Source organism: Maricaulis sp. (assembly GCF_048268525.1).
Classification (GTDB): Bacteria; Pseudomonadota; Alphaproteobacteria; order Caulobacterales; family Maricaulaceae; genus Maricaulis.
Genome location: NZ_JBLWVH010000022.1, coordinates 1 through 16,774 on the forward strand (window position 1 = coordinate 1; position 16,774 = coordinate 16,774).

The 16,774-nt window shown below is 61.8% G+C and carries 18 protein-coding genes; 10 read left to right on the forward strand and 8 right to left on the reverse strand.

What is annotated here, in order from left to right; all coding sequences use genetic code 11:
- On the forward strand, positions 1-268 hold a 268-nt coding region (locus ACN0X9_RS11540; protein WP_417487725.1), incomplete at its 5' end, for a MerR family DNA-binding protein.
- Positions 269-374: 106 nt separating this feature from the next.
- Here ACN0X9_RS11540 and ACN0X9_RS11545 read toward each other — a convergent pair.
- The 5 genes from ACN0X9_RS11545 to ACN0X9_RS11565 form a co-directional block, all read right to left on the reverse strand.
- Positions 375-1,517 carry a hypothetical protein gene (locus tag ACN0X9_RS11545; RefSeq protein ID WP_417487726.1) on the reverse strand — a complete coding sequence of 381 codons (1,143 nt, stop codon included), beginning with the start codon at positions 1,515-1,517 and terminating at the stop codon, positions 375-377.
- A 64-nt stretch (positions 1,518-1,581) separates the two neighbouring features.
- Entirely contained in the window at positions 1,582-1,938 is a 357-nt protein-coding gene (locus tag ACN0X9_RS11550; protein ID WP_417487727.1) for a DUF736 domain-containing protein, read from the reverse strand.
- 179 nt (positions 1,939-2,117) lie between these two features.
- Positions 2,118-2,354: a helix-turn-helix transcriptional regulator gene (locus ACN0X9_RS11555; RefSeq protein WP_417487728.1), complete on the reverse strand. Its 237-nt coding sequence runs from the start codon at positions 2,352-2,354 to the stop codon at positions 2,118-2,120.
- An 83-nt stretch (positions 2,355-2,437) separates the two neighbouring features.
- Positions 2,438-3,199 (reverse strand): hypothetical protein, encoded by a 762-nt coding sequence (locus tag ACN0X9_RS11560; RefSeq protein ID WP_417487729.1) that lies wholly within the window; start codon positions 3,197-3,199, stop codon positions 2,438-2,440.
- Positions 3,196-4,395: a tyrosine-type recombinase/integrase gene (locus ACN0X9_RS11565; protein ID WP_417487730.1), complete on the reverse strand. Its 1,200-nt coding sequence runs from the start codon at positions 4,393-4,395 to the stop codon at positions 3,196-3,198. The genes ACN0X9_RS11560 and ACN0X9_RS11565 overlap by 4 nt, the downstream gene beginning before the upstream one ends.
- Before the next feature lie 538 nt (positions 4,396-4,933).
- On the opposite strand from ACN0X9_RS11565, the gene ACN0X9_RS11570 reads away from it, so the two are divergent.
- Both ACN0X9_RS11570 and ACN0X9_RS11575 read left to right on the forward strand, forming a co-directional pair.
- Entirely contained in the window at positions 4,934-5,221 is a 288-nt protein-coding gene (locus tag ACN0X9_RS11570; protein ID WP_417487731.1) for a hypothetical protein, read from the forward strand.
- A gap of 296 nt (positions 5,222-5,517) precedes the next feature.
- On the forward strand, positions 5,518-6,807 hold the full coding sequence (locus tag ACN0X9_RS11575) for a hypothetical protein (RefSeq protein WP_417487732.1): 1,290 nt from the start codon (positions 5,518-5,520) through the stop codon (positions 6,805-6,807).
- Positions 6,808-6,897: 90 nt separating this feature from the next.
- On the opposite strand, the gene thrC is transcribed toward ACN0X9_RS11575, so the two are convergent.
- The 3 genes from thrC to ACN0X9_RS11590 are packed head-to-tail and all read right to left on the reverse strand — an operon-like array spanning position 6,898 to position 10,921.
- Positions 6,898-8,184, reverse strand: coding sequence for a threonine synthase (gene thrC, locus ACN0X9_RS11580; RefSeq protein WP_417487733.1), 1,287 nt, complete (start codon positions 8,182-8,184; stop codon positions 6,898-6,900).
- On the reverse strand, positions 8,181-9,125 hold the full coding sequence (locus ACN0X9_RS11585) for a homoserine kinase (protein WP_417487734.1): 945 nt from the start codon (positions 9,123-9,125) through the stop codon (positions 8,181-8,183). Before ACN0X9_RS11585 ends, thrC begins: the two co-directional genes overlap by 4 nt.
- Positions 9,122-10,921: a homoserine dehydrogenase gene (locus tag ACN0X9_RS11590; protein ID WP_417487735.1), complete on the reverse strand. Its 1,800-nt coding sequence runs from the start codon at positions 10,919-10,921 to the stop codon at positions 9,122-9,124. Before ACN0X9_RS11590 ends, ACN0X9_RS11585 begins: the two co-directional genes overlap by 4 nt.
- 584 nt (positions 10,922-11,505) lie before the next feature.
- Between ACN0X9_RS11590 and ACN0X9_RS11595 the strand changes: the two genes are divergently transcribed.
- From ACN0X9_RS11595 to ACN0X9_RS11625, 7 genes are all read left to right on the forward strand, one after another.
- Positions 11,506-11,916, forward strand: a complete 411-nt coding sequence (locus tag ACN0X9_RS11595; RefSeq protein WP_417487736.1) for a hypothetical protein — start codon at positions 11,506-11,508, stop codon at positions 11,914-11,916.
- A gap of 879 nt (positions 11,917-12,795) precedes the next feature.
- The gene (locus ACN0X9_RS11600; RefSeq protein WP_417487737.1) at positions 12,796-13,332 is read left to right on the forward strand and encodes a hypothetical protein; all 537 of its coding nucleotides are present in this window, start codon (positions 12,796-12,798) and stop codon (positions 13,330-13,332) included.
- A 13-nt stretch (positions 13,333-13,345) separates the two neighbouring features.
- The gene (locus ACN0X9_RS11605; RefSeq protein ID WP_417487785.1) at positions 13,346-14,509 is read left to right on the forward strand and encodes a DNA-packaging protein; all 1,164 of its coding nucleotides are present in this window, start codon (positions 13,346-13,348) and stop codon (positions 14,507-14,509) included.
- Positions 14,510-14,660: 151 nt separating this feature from the next.
- Positions 14,661-14,909: a DUF4258 domain-containing protein gene (locus ACN0X9_RS11610; RefSeq protein WP_417487738.1), complete on the forward strand. Its 249-nt coding sequence runs from the start codon at positions 14,661-14,663 to the stop codon at positions 14,907-14,909.
- A complete protein-coding gene (locus ACN0X9_RS11615) occupies positions 14,906-15,367 on the forward strand; it encodes a helix-turn-helix domain-containing protein (protein ID WP_417487739.1) in 462 nt (153 codons plus the stop codon). Before ACN0X9_RS11610 ends, ACN0X9_RS11615 begins: the two co-directional genes overlap by 4 nt.
- 96 nt (positions 15,368-15,463) lie before the next feature.
- Positions 15,464-16,519 (forward strand): phage portal protein, encoded by a 1,056-nt coding sequence (locus ACN0X9_RS11620; RefSeq protein WP_417487740.1) that lies wholly within the window; start codon positions 15,464-15,466, stop codon positions 16,517-16,519.
- Positions 16,512-16,751, forward strand: coding sequence for a hypothetical protein (locus tag ACN0X9_RS11625; RefSeq protein WP_417487741.1), 240 nt, complete (start codon positions 16,512-16,514; stop codon positions 16,749-16,751). Before ACN0X9_RS11620 ends, ACN0X9_RS11625 begins: the two co-directional genes overlap by 8 nt.
- Positions 16,752-16,774: the final 23 nt, after the last annotated feature.

Consider the following 16,774-nt stretch of genomic DNA (forward strand, 5'->3'; position numbering starts at 1 on the left):
CCTGCGGTTTGCACTTCGGCTAAGACAGTTGGGATTTGCTCTCGCGGAAGTCAGGGAACTTCTTACCATGACGGAGAAGCAGACCTTTTCCTGCAAACAGGTTGCAGGGATTGCCGAGATTCATCTGTCCCAAATCCATCGCAAGGTCGCCGATCTCAGGCAGCTCGCTGCGTCTCTGGAGGAGATCACGAGCCAGTGTGAGCGCACAGACACGCCGGATTGCGCGCTTGTCCTGTCGCTGAAGGCACCGAGTAAAGTTCTAGTCTAACGCCTGATGATGTTTCCAGACCGTCTGGAGGTCCATCAGTACCGATCCGGCGCCAGCAAGTTGCGCGGTTACCACTTGGTACTGCTGCAAGGCCCGCTATCGGGATTTAGCGACTGAAACGAGTATCAATCTCAGCCGCCCGCCGCGCGAGTGCCCCGTCCGCTTCCTCCCCCTTCAACGCCAGCGCTTCATCCACATCCAGCCGCACTTGCTCAAACATCGCGGGCATGTCCGCGACGCCAAGCCCATACGCGCACACCTGCGATACAATCAGCCCGACGGTCTGCTTTTCGAGCGTGCGTAGGTATTCGACCCTCAATTGGTCGGCGATTTTCTGTGCGTCTACATCGGCGGCTTGATCCACGCTGATCTTGTCGATCACCGCCTGGCAGGCATCCCACTCCGGTGTGTTCGGCCAGCGTGTCCGGTTTGAATCTTCGGTCGGATCGACCAGGCGGGCTTGGGCGGCGATTTTCTGGAACAGGAGCGTCGGGTTTTGACTGAAACACTCCCAAGTCCGGCGCTTCAGCATCCTGCTGATACCGTCGCCACCGGAGCGGAACTCGAATCGCCAGATGTCCGAGTGCTTGGTCAGCGCGACGCCGTGCTTGTCGGCCTGCTTCGCCCAAATGTCCCACCAGAAGGCTTTGCGCTTGTCGAGCACTTCGCGGCGCTTGTCGTAGATGCAGACCTGAGTGTTCGGCAGTTTGCCAATACGAATTCCTTGATAGGCCGTGCCGCGTTGAGTGGCTGAAAACGTCCCGTCGAGCGCCTTGGAGCGCCGGGCATGGCAGACGAAGTTCTCGGGGCGAATTTCGAAGCCTGGCACGAGAAGGTCAATGGCGTAGTCGATCCGGGATATCCGCCGGTCAACCTCTGTGAAAGCCACGCCGAGATCGGTCAGGAACTGGTCCGCGCTGGCCTTGACGGCATCGAGGCCGTGTACGGCGAGGGACAGGGCGCGGCAAGAGACTTTCACGCCCCACGGATCGCCTCTCGCGCACGGTTCCTTGAACCACCAGAGCGCGCCGAATTCGCCGGTGTTGACGGCGAAGGTGTAGCCCCCCTTGCCGCCATGCCCTTCGACAAGGAAGTCATGCCCGCCAAAGCTTACCGGCTGTGCGCGGCGCTCGTCATTGGCAACCGCCTTCGCAGCTGAAAGCGCGGTGTGAAGGTCAGGGCCGATCTGGGTGTTGTAGGCCATGTCGAGGCCATCGAAACCGGCGTGAAGTAGCATGGGATTGGTCATGTCTGGGTCCTTATGTAGAGCCAGAGGGGGGTGATACATGGACCCCCCTCTGAGTGTTGTGGCGTTATGCGGCTTGATCCTGGCGTCGGCGCCAGACTGCGTTTGCGGCCTCGCCATCCTTGAAGACGGCGAAGTTGATCGGGTGGGGAAAGCTGGGGTCATCGAGTGTGACGGACAGGAATGTGCCGCCTGTGTTCGGGCCGCGATTGATTGTCCGCGACCAGGCGCTTCCAAGGTCCATTTGCTCGCCGTCGGGGTCTTGCACATAGACGCGATGCGTCGGGGCATCGGTGTGAGGCTGCGGCTCATTGGTTGCGGCGATACGGATGATGGCCTTGAAGGCAAGCGTGCGGATCGAGCCGCGCAAGTCGGACCAAAAATCGCCGGGTCCGGTCGGTTTCAGGGTTCCAATTTTGGACATGGGAGGATTCCTTGTTTTCCGGGTTGAGAAGGCGCGCTTCGCGCAGAGACCCCTTCTTGTTTTTGGAGAGCGCACACACCTCTCCCGTCGGGGCCGGAGCGAACTCCGGCCCCTTTTCGGGAGCATGGCTCTCCAAAAATCCCTGTCGGTGGGGTCAGCCCCGCCAGGGCAAAAACGGGTTAAGTGAAAATGCCGAGGTCCGAGGTGGAGCGGCGGGTGCGCTTGTCAGACCAAGCGAGCAAATCTCGCATCCGGTAGCGGATGCAGCGGGCGGAAATTTTCACGAATTTTGGGCCGTTTCCGCGTGTGCGCCAGTTGCGCAATGTGCGTGGAGAAATGGATAGAAAACCGGCCGCTACGGACTCATCAAGAAGCGCGTTCGGATCGGTTCCAGAGATGGGAAGTTGCTGTGTCATTTGTCGACCTCGTTTGTTTGATCGACACTGTATTGATCACACCAACGCGCTCGTTGCACACCAATGTCCTGACGATATTGGAATTATTTTTCAGACCGATTTTCGTCAGTCCGGTGATGCCGCAGATAGGTTTTGATTTTCGCAGTTGAATTTGGATCGAGGCGATTGACGCAACACTCAGCAAAGCGCTCGATATCTGTATAGTTTTGGGGCTGGTTGGGATCGACTGTGACCTCGCGACCAAGCTCAAGCGACCAGAAACGAGTGATCCGCTCTATGAAAAAGTCGAGCGCGTAGTCCCGCCTTCTGCCGGTTGAGCCTGGCTCAACCAGCTCGTCCGCCGCCTCAATGAGTTTCAGCAAGTACTGGATTTGCGGGCGCACTAGCACCAGTCCGGGAGACAGGCATTGGCGGGCGCCGTCTTCGGCTGCTGGCAAGGCAATTACAGCGCCAATTTCTCGGAGGCTACATGCTTCATCGAGCACATTTCTCGACAGGCCGATTTCTGCCCTCCAGAGTAGATGGCGCAAGGAAGGTGGTGTCTCGTCACTTCCGATTTGATCCAAAAGCTTGGTCGCGGTTTGTTTGATTTTTTCAAGATCGGTGCGGATTTCGCTCGGTCGGAGACTAGTTGCCTTTCCCGCGCGTAGTTCTTCGAACTGCCGTCCTGCCATTCCAAGCGTTTGCCAAAGCCTTTCGACGATGCCGATGTCTGTGACGTCCAACCCGCGCGAGAGTTCCAACACGAATTTTCGAGGGAAAGCCTTGCTGTAGAACTTTTCCGCGCTGGAAGCTTTGTTCAGCCAATCGCGCTCGATCTCCGAGAAGGGATTGCTCGCAGTCATGGCTTGGAAACCAGTGGAATGATGTTGTCGTCATCGCCCGGTTGGACCGATCCGACAAATTGTCCAATCAGCCCATCCACTTCATCCGCTGCCTTGCGAGTCACGGCGTCGGCCAGGTGAGCATAGCGCGCGGTCGTCTGTGCCTGAGTGTGTCCAAGTAGTTTGCCAATCATATGGAGCGAGTGACCGGCCATCGCGGCAAGCGAGGCATAGGTGTGTCGCAGGTCGTGAATTCTCACGTCTTCCAATCCGGCTTCCTTGCGGATGCGCCGCCATGGCTTTTGCAGGTCGGTGACGTGCTGCCCTTCGACCGCGCCGACAATCACATGTGGGTTCCCGTGAACGCTCGGCAGGTCAGCGATCATTTGCAGGGCGGATGCGCTGAGAATGACACGTCTCGGCCCGGTTTTGGCGTCGGGAAGCCAAAGCGTGTTTCCACGTATGTAGGACCATTTCATTGTCTGGATTTCGGTCAGTCGGCATCCGGTCAGAAGCAGAAGCTTGAACGCGGCGGCGACGTGGACGGTTTCGTCGCCACGTGTAACCACGTGTTCCAGCGTCTTCCACAGGGTTTCGATCTCTTCAGGTGAAAGGAAGCGCTCGCGTTTGCGCTCTGGGTACTTTTGCACGTGTCGCGTGGGGTTCGATCCGTCCGGCCTCAATCCCCATACTTCAGCGAGGTTGAACATCTTGGAGAGAACGCCGAGCACGCGATTGGCCTGATAGGGTTTGGTGCGAAGGTTGTGATGCAGTTCGGCGATATCGGGCCGGATCACGTCCTGAATGCGATAGGCGCCAAGCTTGGGGCGGATGAACAGGTCACAGGCGCGGCGGTATTCGCGCGCGGTGGTCGCCTTGCAGCGCAGCGGCACATATTCGTCGAGAAACCGGTCGCACAAAGCGTTGACGTTCGGCGCGCGCCGCTCGCGCTGGATTTGGCCGGACGGGTCTTCGCCGCTGGCGACTTCGCCAAGGCGCTGGCGCGCGAGGTCGCGTGCCTGGTCCGGTGTAATGGCGCCGTGAACGCCGAGGCTCATTCGTCGCGTGCGTCCACCGTTGCGATATTGGACCACATAGACTTTTCGGCCCTTGGGAGAGACCCGCACGCCGAAACCGGGAATCTGGCGATCCCAAACGAAGAATTCCCGGTCGTTTGGGGTGAGGGCATCGACGGAACGTTTCGTGATCGATTTCATGGTCTCAAAAATTTGGAAGCATATAGGAAGCAGTTGGGAGCGTTTCACAGGGTGGTCACGGTGACGCTCAGAGTCCTATGTGTCAACGCAACATGTTGAATATAAGTGATAAATGGCGTCATGGTGACGCTCGGCGTCATCGCGTGACACCCCCCGGAATTCACTCATAACCTGAAGGTCGTAGGTTCAAATCCTACCCCCGCACCCAAAAAGAACCCCGTGCCGCTGGCGCGGGGTTTTTCTTTTTGGGCGCCTTTCCAAGTTCGATCGTTCCGATGAGTATCTTGTGCAGCAACTATTTGGGGTGCCAGCTGCGAACATATTTGATGATATGTTTTTAAAAATGTAGATTTATAGCGCATAGAGTAATTCAAAATTTTGCACTGATTATTTATGGCAGATCAATAATTGCCTCCCGTGACCTTTACGTAATGAGGTGTAAAAATCCCTTGAAATTGTCGCGTTTGTTTGCTTTGTATCTCTCGCAATCCGATTGTGTGAATATAGCTTTCAAGCGCGGAGATGGTTTTTGGATCTCGTGAGCGAATTTACCGAATTTCTTTCATCGCAATGGTTTTTAGCGGTTACCGCTTTCATATGCGGGGTTGTGTCGATGGTGTCGGGCAGAATCGCTTGGGATGCCCTTGTTCATGGTGCAGCCGAAATTCGCGATATGCGGAATGAGGGTATTGCTGCGGCGGAGGTTCTGGCTGGTCAATCGGCTCACCGGGACCACGGCTATCCAAATCTCCGAATGGGCGATGGTGTGAATTGGATCAAACACAGCGATAAAGTAGAGTTTAGCTTGAAAACGCGACGATTCTAACCTTTAAGTTGCATGTCATTCCAGTCGGCCGGGGGGGGGGCGAATTGTGGAATTACGCTGAAAAGCACTTGGCCGGCTGGGTGCCGTGCGCCTCCAGCCATCTGTCGTTCAGCTTGATGGGTACGTTTAGCCGCGGTGCAGTCACGGTAAATTCTCCGATTGTTTGCTCGCAGCCCGCTGAGCGTCGGCTTGTTATCTATAAAGAGCGGATCACTAGGGATGAATTCGGGCGCGGCGTCTTTGGCCCCCTAGCAGGTAGGTGGCGTCGCTCGACATTTGTACTTCGAGCGTCCTCAGTGTCTGAAGCGCGTCCAGTCGAGGAAGACGGGGTCATTAGCGGCTTTCTTGATGGAATCGGAGCCCTTGCGGGGCGAATTTCTGTAATCCCTTATCATTCTGACCCGGTGGAACGGGCTGCCGCGAAGGTGGCTGCACGGACAATAAAGTTGGAAACAGCAAAGTTTCCTCTTCAAACAAGGGAAGCGGGCGTTAAAAGCGAAGTTTTCGACAAATACGACGCAGGCGTCGAGCTGAACATCGAGGCAATTCGTAAGGTCGGTGGCGTGTGTGCTGATTTTGAATTCTTATTGTGTCGTACTGGTGAGTTTAGGGTGAGGTTCATTGAAAAATCTCTCCCATTGGAGTTGTTTTTCAAACTCCCTGGATCGGTTGGCGAGGAAGCTGAAAAAAGGGCTGCTGCCGTCGATCGTGAAGAGCTAGCACGGGCGCTGTCGCGGCAAGTGTACTATTTCGTCAAGGAGTCAATTCACAAGCATTATCACCATGAAGATGGTCAAGACAGCTTGTTGCCACTTACAGAAAGTGTTGTAGGCGGCGAAATGGATGACGATTCTAGCTGGCGCCGCGAGACGCTTTGGGCGTTGGCAAGGTGTGTTCATCGGTCTCGGCAGGGCTGCGTGGTTAGTGCTGTCAGATCCGCATGCGGATTTTCTGCCTACGCTGACGCGTTCAGTAAGCTTCTCGGCCGAATTCGGCGTACGTCAAAGAATGCCTTGCAGTTCGAGAATAGTGAGGCTGTTCCAAGATTTGATTGGGAGCACACTCGTGCTTCGATGGAGGTCCTGCTTAACGACCTCGGTGGGCAAAAGGCCGAGCATGCCCAATTTGTTATGACTGGCATAACCGTGATGCTGGCAACGTTGGGTTTATGGATTTCAAGTTTGGCAATCACCGTGGGGGTGTGTAGCGGTCATGGCCGCGATTCGAGTGTAGACGCTTTGCATGTTGCGCTATGCGATGTGTATTCTGAGTCTGTATTTGGTGTGAAATTTATTGAATTCGTATCTACAAAACCAATTATATTGTTTTCGTTTATTCTGATACCTGCGTTGCTGGTTTTGTGGCTTATAGGTGCTCGTGTTCCTATTCTGAGTAGGTCGGCTGATGAAATTAGAAACCTATTATTTGGTCTGGGCGTAAGTTTTTCTTTATGGCTGACGCCCTATTTGCCGCAAACTCGATTTTATGCATCCAAGGTTCTAATTTTTCTAGTTGCTGCTGCAATTTCATTTGGAACGGCTTGGATTTGGGTTTCCGCTGTTTTACAATTTATATCCGTAAGGTGAATGTACTGCCTTTTTGGAGGGGCCAGAATTCAATTGCTGTCTAACGAGTACGTCAGCCTAACAGACTAAACGGTGGGCTTTCACCAGATCTCACCCCGCCAAAACCCCCGCCAGCTCCGGCAAACCCACACCCATCTCCCGACATTTCGCTTCGCGTCCCAGCACCGCTTCCAGCGCTGGCGGCAGGGCGACCGTCTGGCTGATCACCGGCTCGACCGTGTCGGCGAATTTTGACGGGTGGGCGGTAGCGCCGATGATCCAGCGGCGGGCCTGTCGCTGGTCTGTGTCGAGGGTGTGGAAGGCTTCCAGGGCCGTTGCGGTGTGGGGGCAGGCGATGTAGGCGGACTGGTCGAAGGTGGCGCGCAGGCGGGTCTTGATGGCGTCGTCGTTGACGCGGATCACGGCCTCGATCTGGCCGGGCGGCAGGTCGGCGAGGCGTTCGAAATTGCTGGGCGTGCCGACATCCATGGCGTTGGCGAGGGTGGCGATGGAGGGGCGGCCTTCATACTGGCCCGAGGCGTGCCAGTCGGACAGGGTCGCATTTGCATTGGTGGCCAGCATGATCGGGCCGATCGGGACGCCGCAGGCGCGGGCCAGCACGGCGGCGAAGGCATTGCCCAGATTGCCGGTCGGGATGATCAGGCCGGGCGGCGTGCCGGTCTCGGCGGTGACGTCCAGCGCGGCGCGGGCCCAATAGGTCATCTGTGGCAGGAAACGGCCGATACTGATCGAATTGGCCGAGGTGAGATTGTGCCGGCGAGCGAGATCGGGGTCGGCGAACGCCGCCTTGACCAGGGCCTGGCAGGCGTCGAAATCGCCGCTGACCCGCACCGCCTCGACCGGTGGTTCCCAGCAGCACAGCTGGTGCTCCTGGAAGGGCGAGATCCGGCCGGCCGGGAAGAGGATGACGGCGCGAGTGCCGGCGACGCCTTCCGCGGCGCAGCCGACGGCCCCGCCGGTATCACCCGATGTGGCAACCAGCACGGTGACCGGCCTGTCGGTTGATTGTCCCAGGGCGGCAAAGGCGCGGAACAGGAAGCGGGCCCCGAAATCCTTGAAGGCGCCGGTCGGGCCGTGGAAGAGCTCGAGTATGTCCGGGCCGCTATTTATACTGGCGAGCGGTATGCGCGGGCAGGGGAAGTCGAAAGCGTCGGCGCAGATTGACGGCAGGGCGGGCTTGATAGCGCTGTCTGCGAAGAAGGGGGCGAGCAGGCGCGCGGCGAGGCCGGGCAGGTCGGGCGTGTCGCTGAAATCGCCCGCCGTGAAGCGCGGCAGCTCCTGCGGCATGTAGAGACCGCCATCGGGCGCGACACCGGCGCGCAGCGCGGCTCCGGCATCGACCAAGGGGGCCTGGCCTCGGGTCGAGCGATACATCATTCCACCGACTCCACACGCAGGCCGGCCGAGTCGATCGGCGCGTCATAGGCGTTGGCGTCGCAATTGGCGGCGCGGAAGGCGGCGGCCATGGCGCGCTCGACGGCGGCGAGCTCGGTCTCGGCGGCCCAGGCGAAGACCGAGGGGCCGGACCCGGAGAAGGAACATCCCAGCGCGCCGGCTTCAAGCGCGGCGGTCTGGACCGCAGCCAGCTCGGGCAGGAGCGGCAGGCGTTGGGGCTCAATGAAGATGTCGCTCAGCCCGGCGCGGACCAGGTCGAGATCATTGATGGCGCAGCCGGCGACGAAGCTGGCCATGTTGCGGGCATGCTCGACCGCAATGTCCTTGGCGATGGTCGGGGCGAGCAGTTCGCGGGCGCGCTGGGTCTCGACCTTGCGGTCGGGATGGAAGAGCACGCAGGCCACACCGGCGGGCAGCGGCAGGCGGCGGATCAGGGGCGGGTCGAGGCGGCCGGCGACCACCAGACCGCCTATCAGGGCCGCCATGACATTGTCCCAGGGCGGCGGGTCGGCGGAGACTTTCTCGCCCTCCATGGCCAGCGGCAGGAGTTCGCTCAGGCTGAAGGGCGAGCCGAGCAGGGCATTGACGGCACCGGCGGCGGCGACGGCCGAGGCGGCGGATCCGCCCATGCCGGCACTCAGCGGCACGCCCTTGTGGATATCGACGACGAGGCCGCAAGGCGAACCGGCGGCTTCAAGGACCGCATGAGCGGCAGCGAGGGCGCAATTGTCGATGACGGCCTCGGGTAGGTGTTCGACCAGTCCGGAGACATGGCCCAGGCGGACACCCGGTGCCGCGTCACGATGGACCGTGACCGTATCGCGCACGGCATCGAAGGCGAGGCCGAGCACATCGAAGCCGACCCCGACATTGCCGATGCTGGCGGGTGCACTCGCGCGCGCCAGCGATGGTTTTTTGCTCATGCCACCGTCCTCGACATCCGGCGACCATGGCTAAGTGGATTCTCTGGCTGGCGCGACGCGCTTTGCGACGGCAGCAAGGTTTCGCGCTGGATATCCATGATGTCGGCGAAGACAGCTTCCGCGGTCGGCCAGCGACCGGCTCCCTTGCCGAACACGCCAACCTGTCCACCGGGCAGGTTGAGCAGCGCGCCATTGCCCTCATTGACCAGTCCGGCCAGCGGATGATCCGGCGCCAGGGCGCGGATCTCGACCCGGGCATCCACCCCGCCTTCCGTGGTCGTGCTGCAGCAGGCAACCTGTTTGAAAACCAGACCCTGTTCGTTGACCGTGGCGATGCGCGCGGCCGACAGGTCGCTGAGGCTCTCGCAGGCGATCTGGTCGGGATGGAGGGCGACGCCGAAGGCGTGTCGGACCAGGATGGCCAGCTTGTCGGCGGCGTCGAGACCATCAATGTCGGCGCTGGGATCGGCCTCGGCAAAGCCCAGGCGCTGGGCTTCGGCGACGGCGGCGGCGAGCGGCACGCCCTGGCCCAGCTGGCCGAGCACGAAATTACAGGTGCCGTTCAGCACGCCCTCGACCGACAGAAGCGTATCATGGCGGGCCAGCAGGTCGACGAGTTCGAGGATGGGTACGCCGCCGCCAATGGCGGCAGAATAGCGTAGCGACCGGCCGTTCTCCTCGGCCAGCTCGTGCAGGCGGTCAAAGTCGAGGGCGACCACGGCCTTGTTGGCGGTTACGAGGTGGGCGCCTTCGCGCAGCACGCTTTGTGACAGGGCGCGGGCCAGGCCGGTACCACCAATAGTTTCCACCACAATGTCCGGGGCACCGCCCAGCGCCCTGGCCGGGTCGTCGGTGAAGCTCAGCTCGGCGGCTGCCCCGGCGCTGTGCTGGGCCGGGTCGCGGACGAGGACCGGGTTCAGCGTGAAACGGCCGGGATGGGCCAGCAGATGGGCGCAGACACCGGCGCCGACGGCGCCATGTCCCAGCACGGCCACCCGCAAGGGCTTTACCTCCAGACCATCGCCGGCGCGTTTCTCGACCGCAGCAATCCGCGTGGCATAGGGACGGCCAAGGGCGGCGACCTCGATCACCACGTCCTGTTCCCTGGCGCGGGTGATGGCCTTGTCCTGCACCAGACCCCGGCTGACCCTGGCGGCTTCATCATAATCGAGCTGGTCGAGCCGTTTGGCGTTGGCGACCTTGGCCGGATCATCGGTATAGACCCCGTCGACATCCTTGATCAGGCGCACCCGGTCGGCGCCCAGCCAGTGGGCGAACTCGACCGCCGTCAAATCCGTGCCGCCCCGACCCAGGGTGACAGGCCCGTCCACGCCTTCGCCAAAGAAACCCGGTGCCACGATCACCTCGACCGAGGCGAAGCGCTTGAGCACGCGGCTGGCGTCGAGACCGGTGAGGTTGGCATCCAGCGCCTCGCCTTCAGCCCGCAGACCCATTTCGTGGGGATCGAGGACGGCGGCAGGGATGCCGGAGCGTTCAAGGGCAAGCCCCATCAAGGCTGCCGACTTCAACTCACCGCAGCGCACCAGGCGGGCCAGCAGGGCATCGCTGCAGCCCTGGCCGACATCATTGCCGACCCCGAACAGCGTATCGGTCTCGCCATCGAGCGCCGAGACCACCGCCACGACTTTCTCGCCGGCGCGGACATGGCGATAGATCTCGTGGGCGGCGCGGGCATAGTCGTCCGGCTTGAACAGGACGGAGCTGCCGAATTTCAGCACGCACAGTTTGAGGGGGCGGTCGGCTTGGTCTGGCTGGGGTTGGTCTGGCAAGGCCATGGGGCGGGTCCTTCGGGTCGGGTCGCTTGATGGGTCGGGTTGGAGAGATTTGGATCGGTGAAAAATCGGCATGAAAAAACCCGCTGCCGGTGAGGGAGCGGGTTCGGTGTGTTGCGGTCTGTCTGGTCCCGCTACGTCACGCCGTCCGCCCCCCTGGTCCAGGAGGTCGTCGAGGTAATCATGGAGGTGGTACCGAGGCCGCTTTCGATGGCGCAACCGGTCACGCCCGACCCTGAAAGGGTCGACCGGAGGGTGCTGGTCATGTCCATGGCGAAGGCCATATCGACAAATCCTCTGCCGCAGCGGCGGCGGGCCGGTCCAGCAAAATTGCTGCACCTGCAAAACGTGATGACAAGAAATGCGCAAAAATTTCGCGCGGTCAAACCCTTTTTGGCATGTTTTCTGTAATCAGGTGTTAAGGCGCCTGTTTGCGAGCATTATTTTCCCCCGGCAGGCGAGTGCGTGCGAGAGGGTAACGCTCGACGACTGAGCGCGTGCTGGCGCAGGCCTGTCGGGTGGGGCAGTCTTCCGCTCGCAGGCGGGCCTCGCCACGAGAGCGCCCGGGCATTTTCGAGGGAGACCGCATGGTCCGGATGATATTGGCAGTCCTGGCAGGCGTGATTGCGGGCGGCATCGTGACGGGTGTCCTTGAGGCGCTCGGGCACATCGCCATGCCTTTGCCGGAGGGTTTGATCCCGGAGGACCTGAATGACCGCGAGGCCCTGAACGCGGCTCTCGCGCAGGTTCCCAACGCCAATCGCGTCGCCGTGATCGCCGCTTGGGGCGGCGGCGCGCTGATGGCCGGATGGGTGACCACCACACTGGCGCGCCGCCATCATCTGGCGCTGGCCTTGGTTGCCGGCGGCGGCTTGCTGTTTGCCGGGCTGAGCAACCTGATCTTCATCCCCAGTCCACTGTGGATGTGGGCCTTCGGCCTGGCGGTCTTCCTGCCGATGGCCTGGCTTGGGTACAGGCTGGCGGGCAAGCGCGGGTGAGTGGCAAGTCGCGCGGACTGGTTCTGTCTTGTCGTGCACCCCTGGTTCCATGTCTTGAACTCTTCCCTCGACACAAAGATTAAGCCTCAATCCACCGTCATCCCCCGGATGTCCGCTCCGCGCGCCCCGTGAGATGACGGTTTTTGAGGATTGAAGAAGAAGAGGCGCGCCTCGCGCGCACCTTGATCCATAGATCCCTTGTCAGCCAACGGGCCGTATCCGGTTCTTGAGGTCAAGGGCGGCGCAGCCCCCGCTTCGCGGTTTCACCCTTGAGCTCAAGAACCGGATACGGCTTTCTCTCGGCAAGTGATTTATGGATCAGTGGGCGCGCTGCGCCGGTCCTTCTTTCCTCTCCAATTCCCCAACCCCGTCATCCCCCGGATCGCGCTGCCGCGCTTCCGGGAAAAATGTGTGAGCGGGTCACATCAGCCTGACAACAACGCCCCTCCCACATTTGTCATCCCCGCAGGATGTCCGGCGCAGGCCGGACGCATGGCGGGGACCCATGTGCCGCCACCAGCTGGGTCCCGGGCTTGCGCCCGGCCTGCGCCGGGCGTCCACCCGGGATGACAAGGGAATGGCTCCGGCCCGTCCCGATATCCCGCATTTTCACGATCCCGTTCACCACCGCGCAACCCTTGCCACACTCCGGTGTTTCAAATTCGAGCCAAATTGGTCACAAGGGCTCTCAAGCAGGACGCGCCACCAATCGTCCATTGCCTTCAAAACCAGTGATATTCCCCCCGGCGGGGGTGGACGGCGGGGATAAACCTGTCGCTATCCCCGTATCTGTCCCGAAGAACCCGTGACCGTCCAAGCGGTTGCGGGTTTTTTCGTGGAAGAAATCCGCCCGGTCGCGGCGTCGGCCTATTGTTCGGCATGCCAGCAATTCCCCAGACAAAACCGAAAGACGACGTGGCCTGGTACCCCTATCTGCTGCTTTCGCAGAGCGGGGCGACCGGGCCGGAGCTGGCCGCAATGTGCGGCCTGTGCAGCTCCACTGTGAACCGCAATCTGCGCCGGCTGCGCGCCTATGACGCCGCGACGCTGTCCGACCTCCAGGAGCGGGCCATCGAGCGCCGCAAGGATGAGGCCGTGATCGAATTCCTGCTCGGCGACCCCGGCAAGGCGACGCGTATCGCCAACGGCCTGGCGGCGCTCTGTAAGCTCGATCGCGCCACGCCGGATACCCCCGCAACACCCAAACCGACAGACGAAGAGGACGCGATCGATGAGGCCGCCCGACAAGCTCGCGACGATGCTTTCCTTCGTCGACACATTCTGGACGCTGACGAGGCGGGAGCAGGAGAGGGCGTGGCACGACAGGAAGCGGAAACCGGGCCGACAGGAAAAAGACGCGATCCATACCGACTTCCGCTACCGCGCGACGGGCCCGCAACTACCGCCGCCGGGTGAGTGGCTGACCTGGCTGTTCCTCGGTGGTCGCGGTGCCGGCAAGACCCGCGCCGGGGCTGAATGGGTGCGCCATCGGGCGCTGCGCACGGTCAGCCGGATCGCCCTGGTGGGGCCGACTTTCAATGATGTTCGCGAAGTGATGATTGAGGGGCCTTCGGGCCTGAAACATCTGGGTAGCGCGATGGAGAGGCCGCGCTATGAGGCCAGTCGAAAGCGTCTGGTCTTTCCCTCCGGCAGTCAGGCCTATGCCTTTTCCGCCGAGGATGCGGACGGGCTGCGCGGACCGCAATTTGACTATGCCTGGGGTGATGAATTCGCCGCCTGGCCGGACCCGCAACGTGTCCTCGACACGCTGCGCATGGGGGTGAGGCTGGGCGGTGCGCCGCAAATCCTTCTGACCACCACGCCGCGCCCGATTCCGGCGCTGAAAGCCCTGGTCAAGGCCTGGGATCCGCGTGGCCCCATCCGGGTGACCCATCAGCCCACCGCCGCCAATGCCGCCAATCTGGCGCCCGGCTTCGTCGAGGCGCTGAACGCGGCCTATGGCGGTTCGATGCTGGGGCGGCAGGAGGTGGAAGGCCTGTTGATCGATGATCCCGATGGCGCCCTGTGGACGCGGGCCCAGATCGAGGCGGCGCGACTGGCTGTGGGGCAGATGCCTGAGCTCGACCGCATCGTCGTGGCGCTTGACCCGCCGGCCACCGGCGGTCCGCGGTCCGATGAATGCGGGATCGTGGTGGCCGGCGCGCGGGGTGAAGGCCCGGCGCGCGTCGCCGTGGTGCTGGCGGATCTGTCCTTTGGTCCGGCCCTGCCCGCCGACTGGGCCGCCAGGGCCGCGTCCGCCTTTGATGATTACAGCGCTGACGCCCTGATCGCTGAAGCCAACCAGGGCGGCGAGATGGTGCGCGCCGTGCTTCAGGCCGCCGCGCCGGGCCTACCGGTGCGCCTGGTCCATGCCAGCCGCGGCAAGCGCGCCCGCGCCGAACCGGTTGCTGCCCTCTACGCCGCCGGCCGGGTCCGCCATGCGCGGCCTTTCCCGGCCCTGGAAGACCAGATGTGCGCCTTCGGGGCCGCCGACGGTCCCAAGTCCAGCCCCGACCGCGTCGACGCGCTGGTCTGGGCGATCAGTGATCTCGTGCTGGGGCGAGTGGGGGCGCCGAGGCTGCGGCGGCTATGAAGTGGTGATCGACCATTCATCGTGACGCTTTCTTAACTTGATTTGATATATCACGGTGATACATAGGGGCATGTTGAGGCCACCGGGAAATTGTCGACCGGCAGATGCGACGCGGAGGATTAACGCCTGTGCTCGCGGCCCGGATTTGGTTTTGACAAAAACGCTTCACGTCAAAGAGCGCCTCTTGGAACGAGGTTTGATTGAAGCGGACTTGCTGCACATTCTCAAATTTGGCTTTGTCTATGAAGAGGGTGAGGCGGCAACACGAGAAGGCTATTATAAGTACAGGATCGAAGGCACATCACCGAACAGCGATGGGCGAACACTGGTTGCGGTCGTAATTCCAAGCCAGAGCTGTGCGTTGAAGGTCGTGACGATTATGTGGAAGGACGAAAAATGAGTGAGCGCCGCATCGACTACCGCTATGATGAGTGTGGCCTCGACAATGTCATCCTGGAGGGTTTTCCGATCCAGACGGATGACGCTGGTGACGAGGTCATCACGATCCCCAATGTCAATCTGCTGCACCAAGTCCTGGTGTATGCAGTCGCCAACAAGGAGGGGGGGCTGACCCCGAAGGAGATCCGCTTCCTGCGCTCCGAGATGGGCATGTCCCAGGCGCAACTTGCCAAGTTGATCGGCCGTGATGGCCAGACCATCGGACGCTGGGAGCGCGGCGATACGAATATCGACCAGACAGCCGAGATCGTGCTGCGCCTGAAAGCCATCGAGTTCACCGGCCGCGAGGGTGTCACGATTGACGAAATCGCCAGCCGCACGGTCTATTCAGCGGTCCAGCAACCGATCCTGATCGACGCGGCAGACCCCGCCAACTACCCGCGAAAAACCGCCGCCTGACCCCGGCGCAATCCGGTAGCAAGACCGGCAAATCAGCCCCGCCAAGCGGGGCTTTTTTGTGCCTGCAATCCTGACATCAACCAAAAGGAGCCCACCATGCCCCACTGGCTCGACCGGCTGTTTGGCCGGGAGGAAAAATCGGCTTTGTCCAGCCGTCTGATCGCCCTGACGGCGGGGACGCGGTCGGCCTGGTCGCCCCGCGCCTTGCCGGCGATGATGCAGGCCGGTTATGCCCGCAATGCCATTGTCCATCGCTGTGTCCGGTTGACCGCGGAGGCCGCCGCCTCGGTGCCGCTCGCCGCGTCCGACACCGCCATGACCCGCTTGCTCGACATGCCCAATCCGGACCAGTCCGGGCCGGAATTGTGGGAAAGTCTCTATGGTTATCTACAGCTGGCGGGAAATGCCTATCTCGAACTTGCCAGCCTCGCCGACGAGCCGCGCGCCCTCCATCTTTTGCGGCCGGATCGCATGCGGGTGCTGGCCGGGCCGACCGGTTGGCCGGATGGCTGGGAGTATGCCGCGGCGGGCCGAAAGCGCCGCTTCCAGCGCGACCGGGTGTCCGGCCGCAGCCCGGTTTTCCACATCCGCCTCTTTCATCCCGGCGATGATCATTACGGCCTGTCACCGCTGGAAGCCGTGGGCCGGGCGCTGGATCTGCACACCGTCGGCTCGGACTGGGCACGGGCCCTGCTCGACAATGCGGCGCGGCCTTCCGGGGCGCTGGTCTTCAAGGGCGAGAACGGGCAGCTTTCACCGGACCAGTTCGAGCGCTTGAAGGCCGAGCTTGAAGCCAGCCATACCGGGGCCGCCAATGCCGGACGGCCCTTGTTGCTGGAAGGCGGGCTCGACTGGACGCCGATGGCGCTGAGCCCCGCCGAGATGGATTTCACCACCGCCCGCCGCGAGGCCGCGCGCGAGATCGCGCTGGGGCTGGGTGTTCCACCGCTCCTCTTGGGCCTGCCGGGTGACAATACCCATGCCAATTACGCCGAGGCCAATGCCGCCTTCCTGCGCCAGACCGTGCGCCCGCTGGTGATGAAAATGGCCCGCGCCCTGAGCGTCTGGCTGCGCCCCTGGTCAGCGCCCGACCTCCAGATACAGCCCGACTTCACCGCGCTCGAGGAGAGCCGGGAGGCGGGCCATGCGTGAGATCGACACCTGGACGATGCAGAAACAGGTCACCCTCGGCCTGATCTTCGCCATCCTCCTGCAGACCTCCGGCGCCCTGATCTGGTCCGGCCGCGTCGGCGAACGCCTCGACCAGCTCGAACATGTCAGCGACCGCGCCAGCCCGCTGGCCGAAAGGCTGGCCAGGCTGGAAGCCGAGATGCGCCTGGCCCGCGAAAGCCTGGTGCGGATCGAGCGGCGGATGGAGGAGTGATTTTGACGTGAGGGCGAAGCGCC

Bases quoted from the DNA above. Each gene is read 5' to 3' on its own strand.
- ACN0X9_RS11545 (WP_417487726.1), bottom strand. From the start codon at position 1,517: ATGACCAATCCCATGCTACTTCACGCCGGTTTCGATGGCCTCGACATG.
- ACN0X9_RS11550 (WP_417487727.1), bottom strand. From the start codon at position 1,938: ATGTCCAAAATTGGAACCCTGAAACCGACCGGACCCGGCGATTTTTGG.
- ACN0X9_RS11555 (WP_417487728.1), bottom strand. From the start codon at position 2,354: ATGACACAGCAACTTCCCATCTCTGGAACCGATCCGAACGCGCTTCTT.
- ACN0X9_RS11560 (WP_417487729.1), bottom strand. From the start codon at position 3,199: ATGACTGCGAGCAATCCCTTCTCGGAGATCGAGCGCGATTGGCTGAAC.
- ACN0X9_RS11565 (WP_417487730.1), bottom strand. From the start codon at position 4,395: ATGAAATCGATCACGAAACGTTCCGTCGATGCCCTCACCCCAAACGAC.
- thrC (WP_417487733.1), bottom strand. From the start codon at position 8,184: ATGATGTATCGCTCGACCCGAGGCCAGGCCCCCTTGGTCGATGCCGGA.
- ACN0X9_RS11585 (WP_417487734.1), bottom strand. From the start codon at position 9,125: ATGAGCAAAAAACCATCGCTGGCGCGCGCGAGTGCACCCGCCAGCATC.
- ACN0X9_RS11590 (WP_417487735.1), bottom strand. From the start codon at position 10,921: ATGGCCTTGCCAGACCAACCCCAGCCAGACCAAGCCGACCGCCCCCTC.
- ACN0X9_RS11595 (WP_417487736.1), top strand. From the start codon at position 11,506: ATGGTCCGGATGATATTGGCAGTCCTGGCAGGCGTGATTGCGGGCGGC.
- ACN0X9_RS11600 (WP_417487737.1), top strand. From the start codon at position 12,796: ATGCCAGCAATTCCCCAGACAAAACCGAAAGACGACGTGGCCTGGTAC.
- ACN0X9_RS11615 (WP_417487739.1), top strand. From the start codon at position 14,906: ATGAGTGAGCGCCGCATCGACTACCGCTATGATGAGTGTGGCCTCGAC.
- ACN0X9_RS11620 (WP_417487740.1), top strand. From the start codon at position 15,464: ATGCCCCACTGGCTCGACCGGCTGTTTGGCCGGGAGGAAAAATCGGCT.
- ACN0X9_RS11625 (WP_417487741.1), top strand. From the start codon at position 16,512: ATGCGTGAGATCGACACCTGGACGATGCAGAAACAGGTCACCCTCGGC.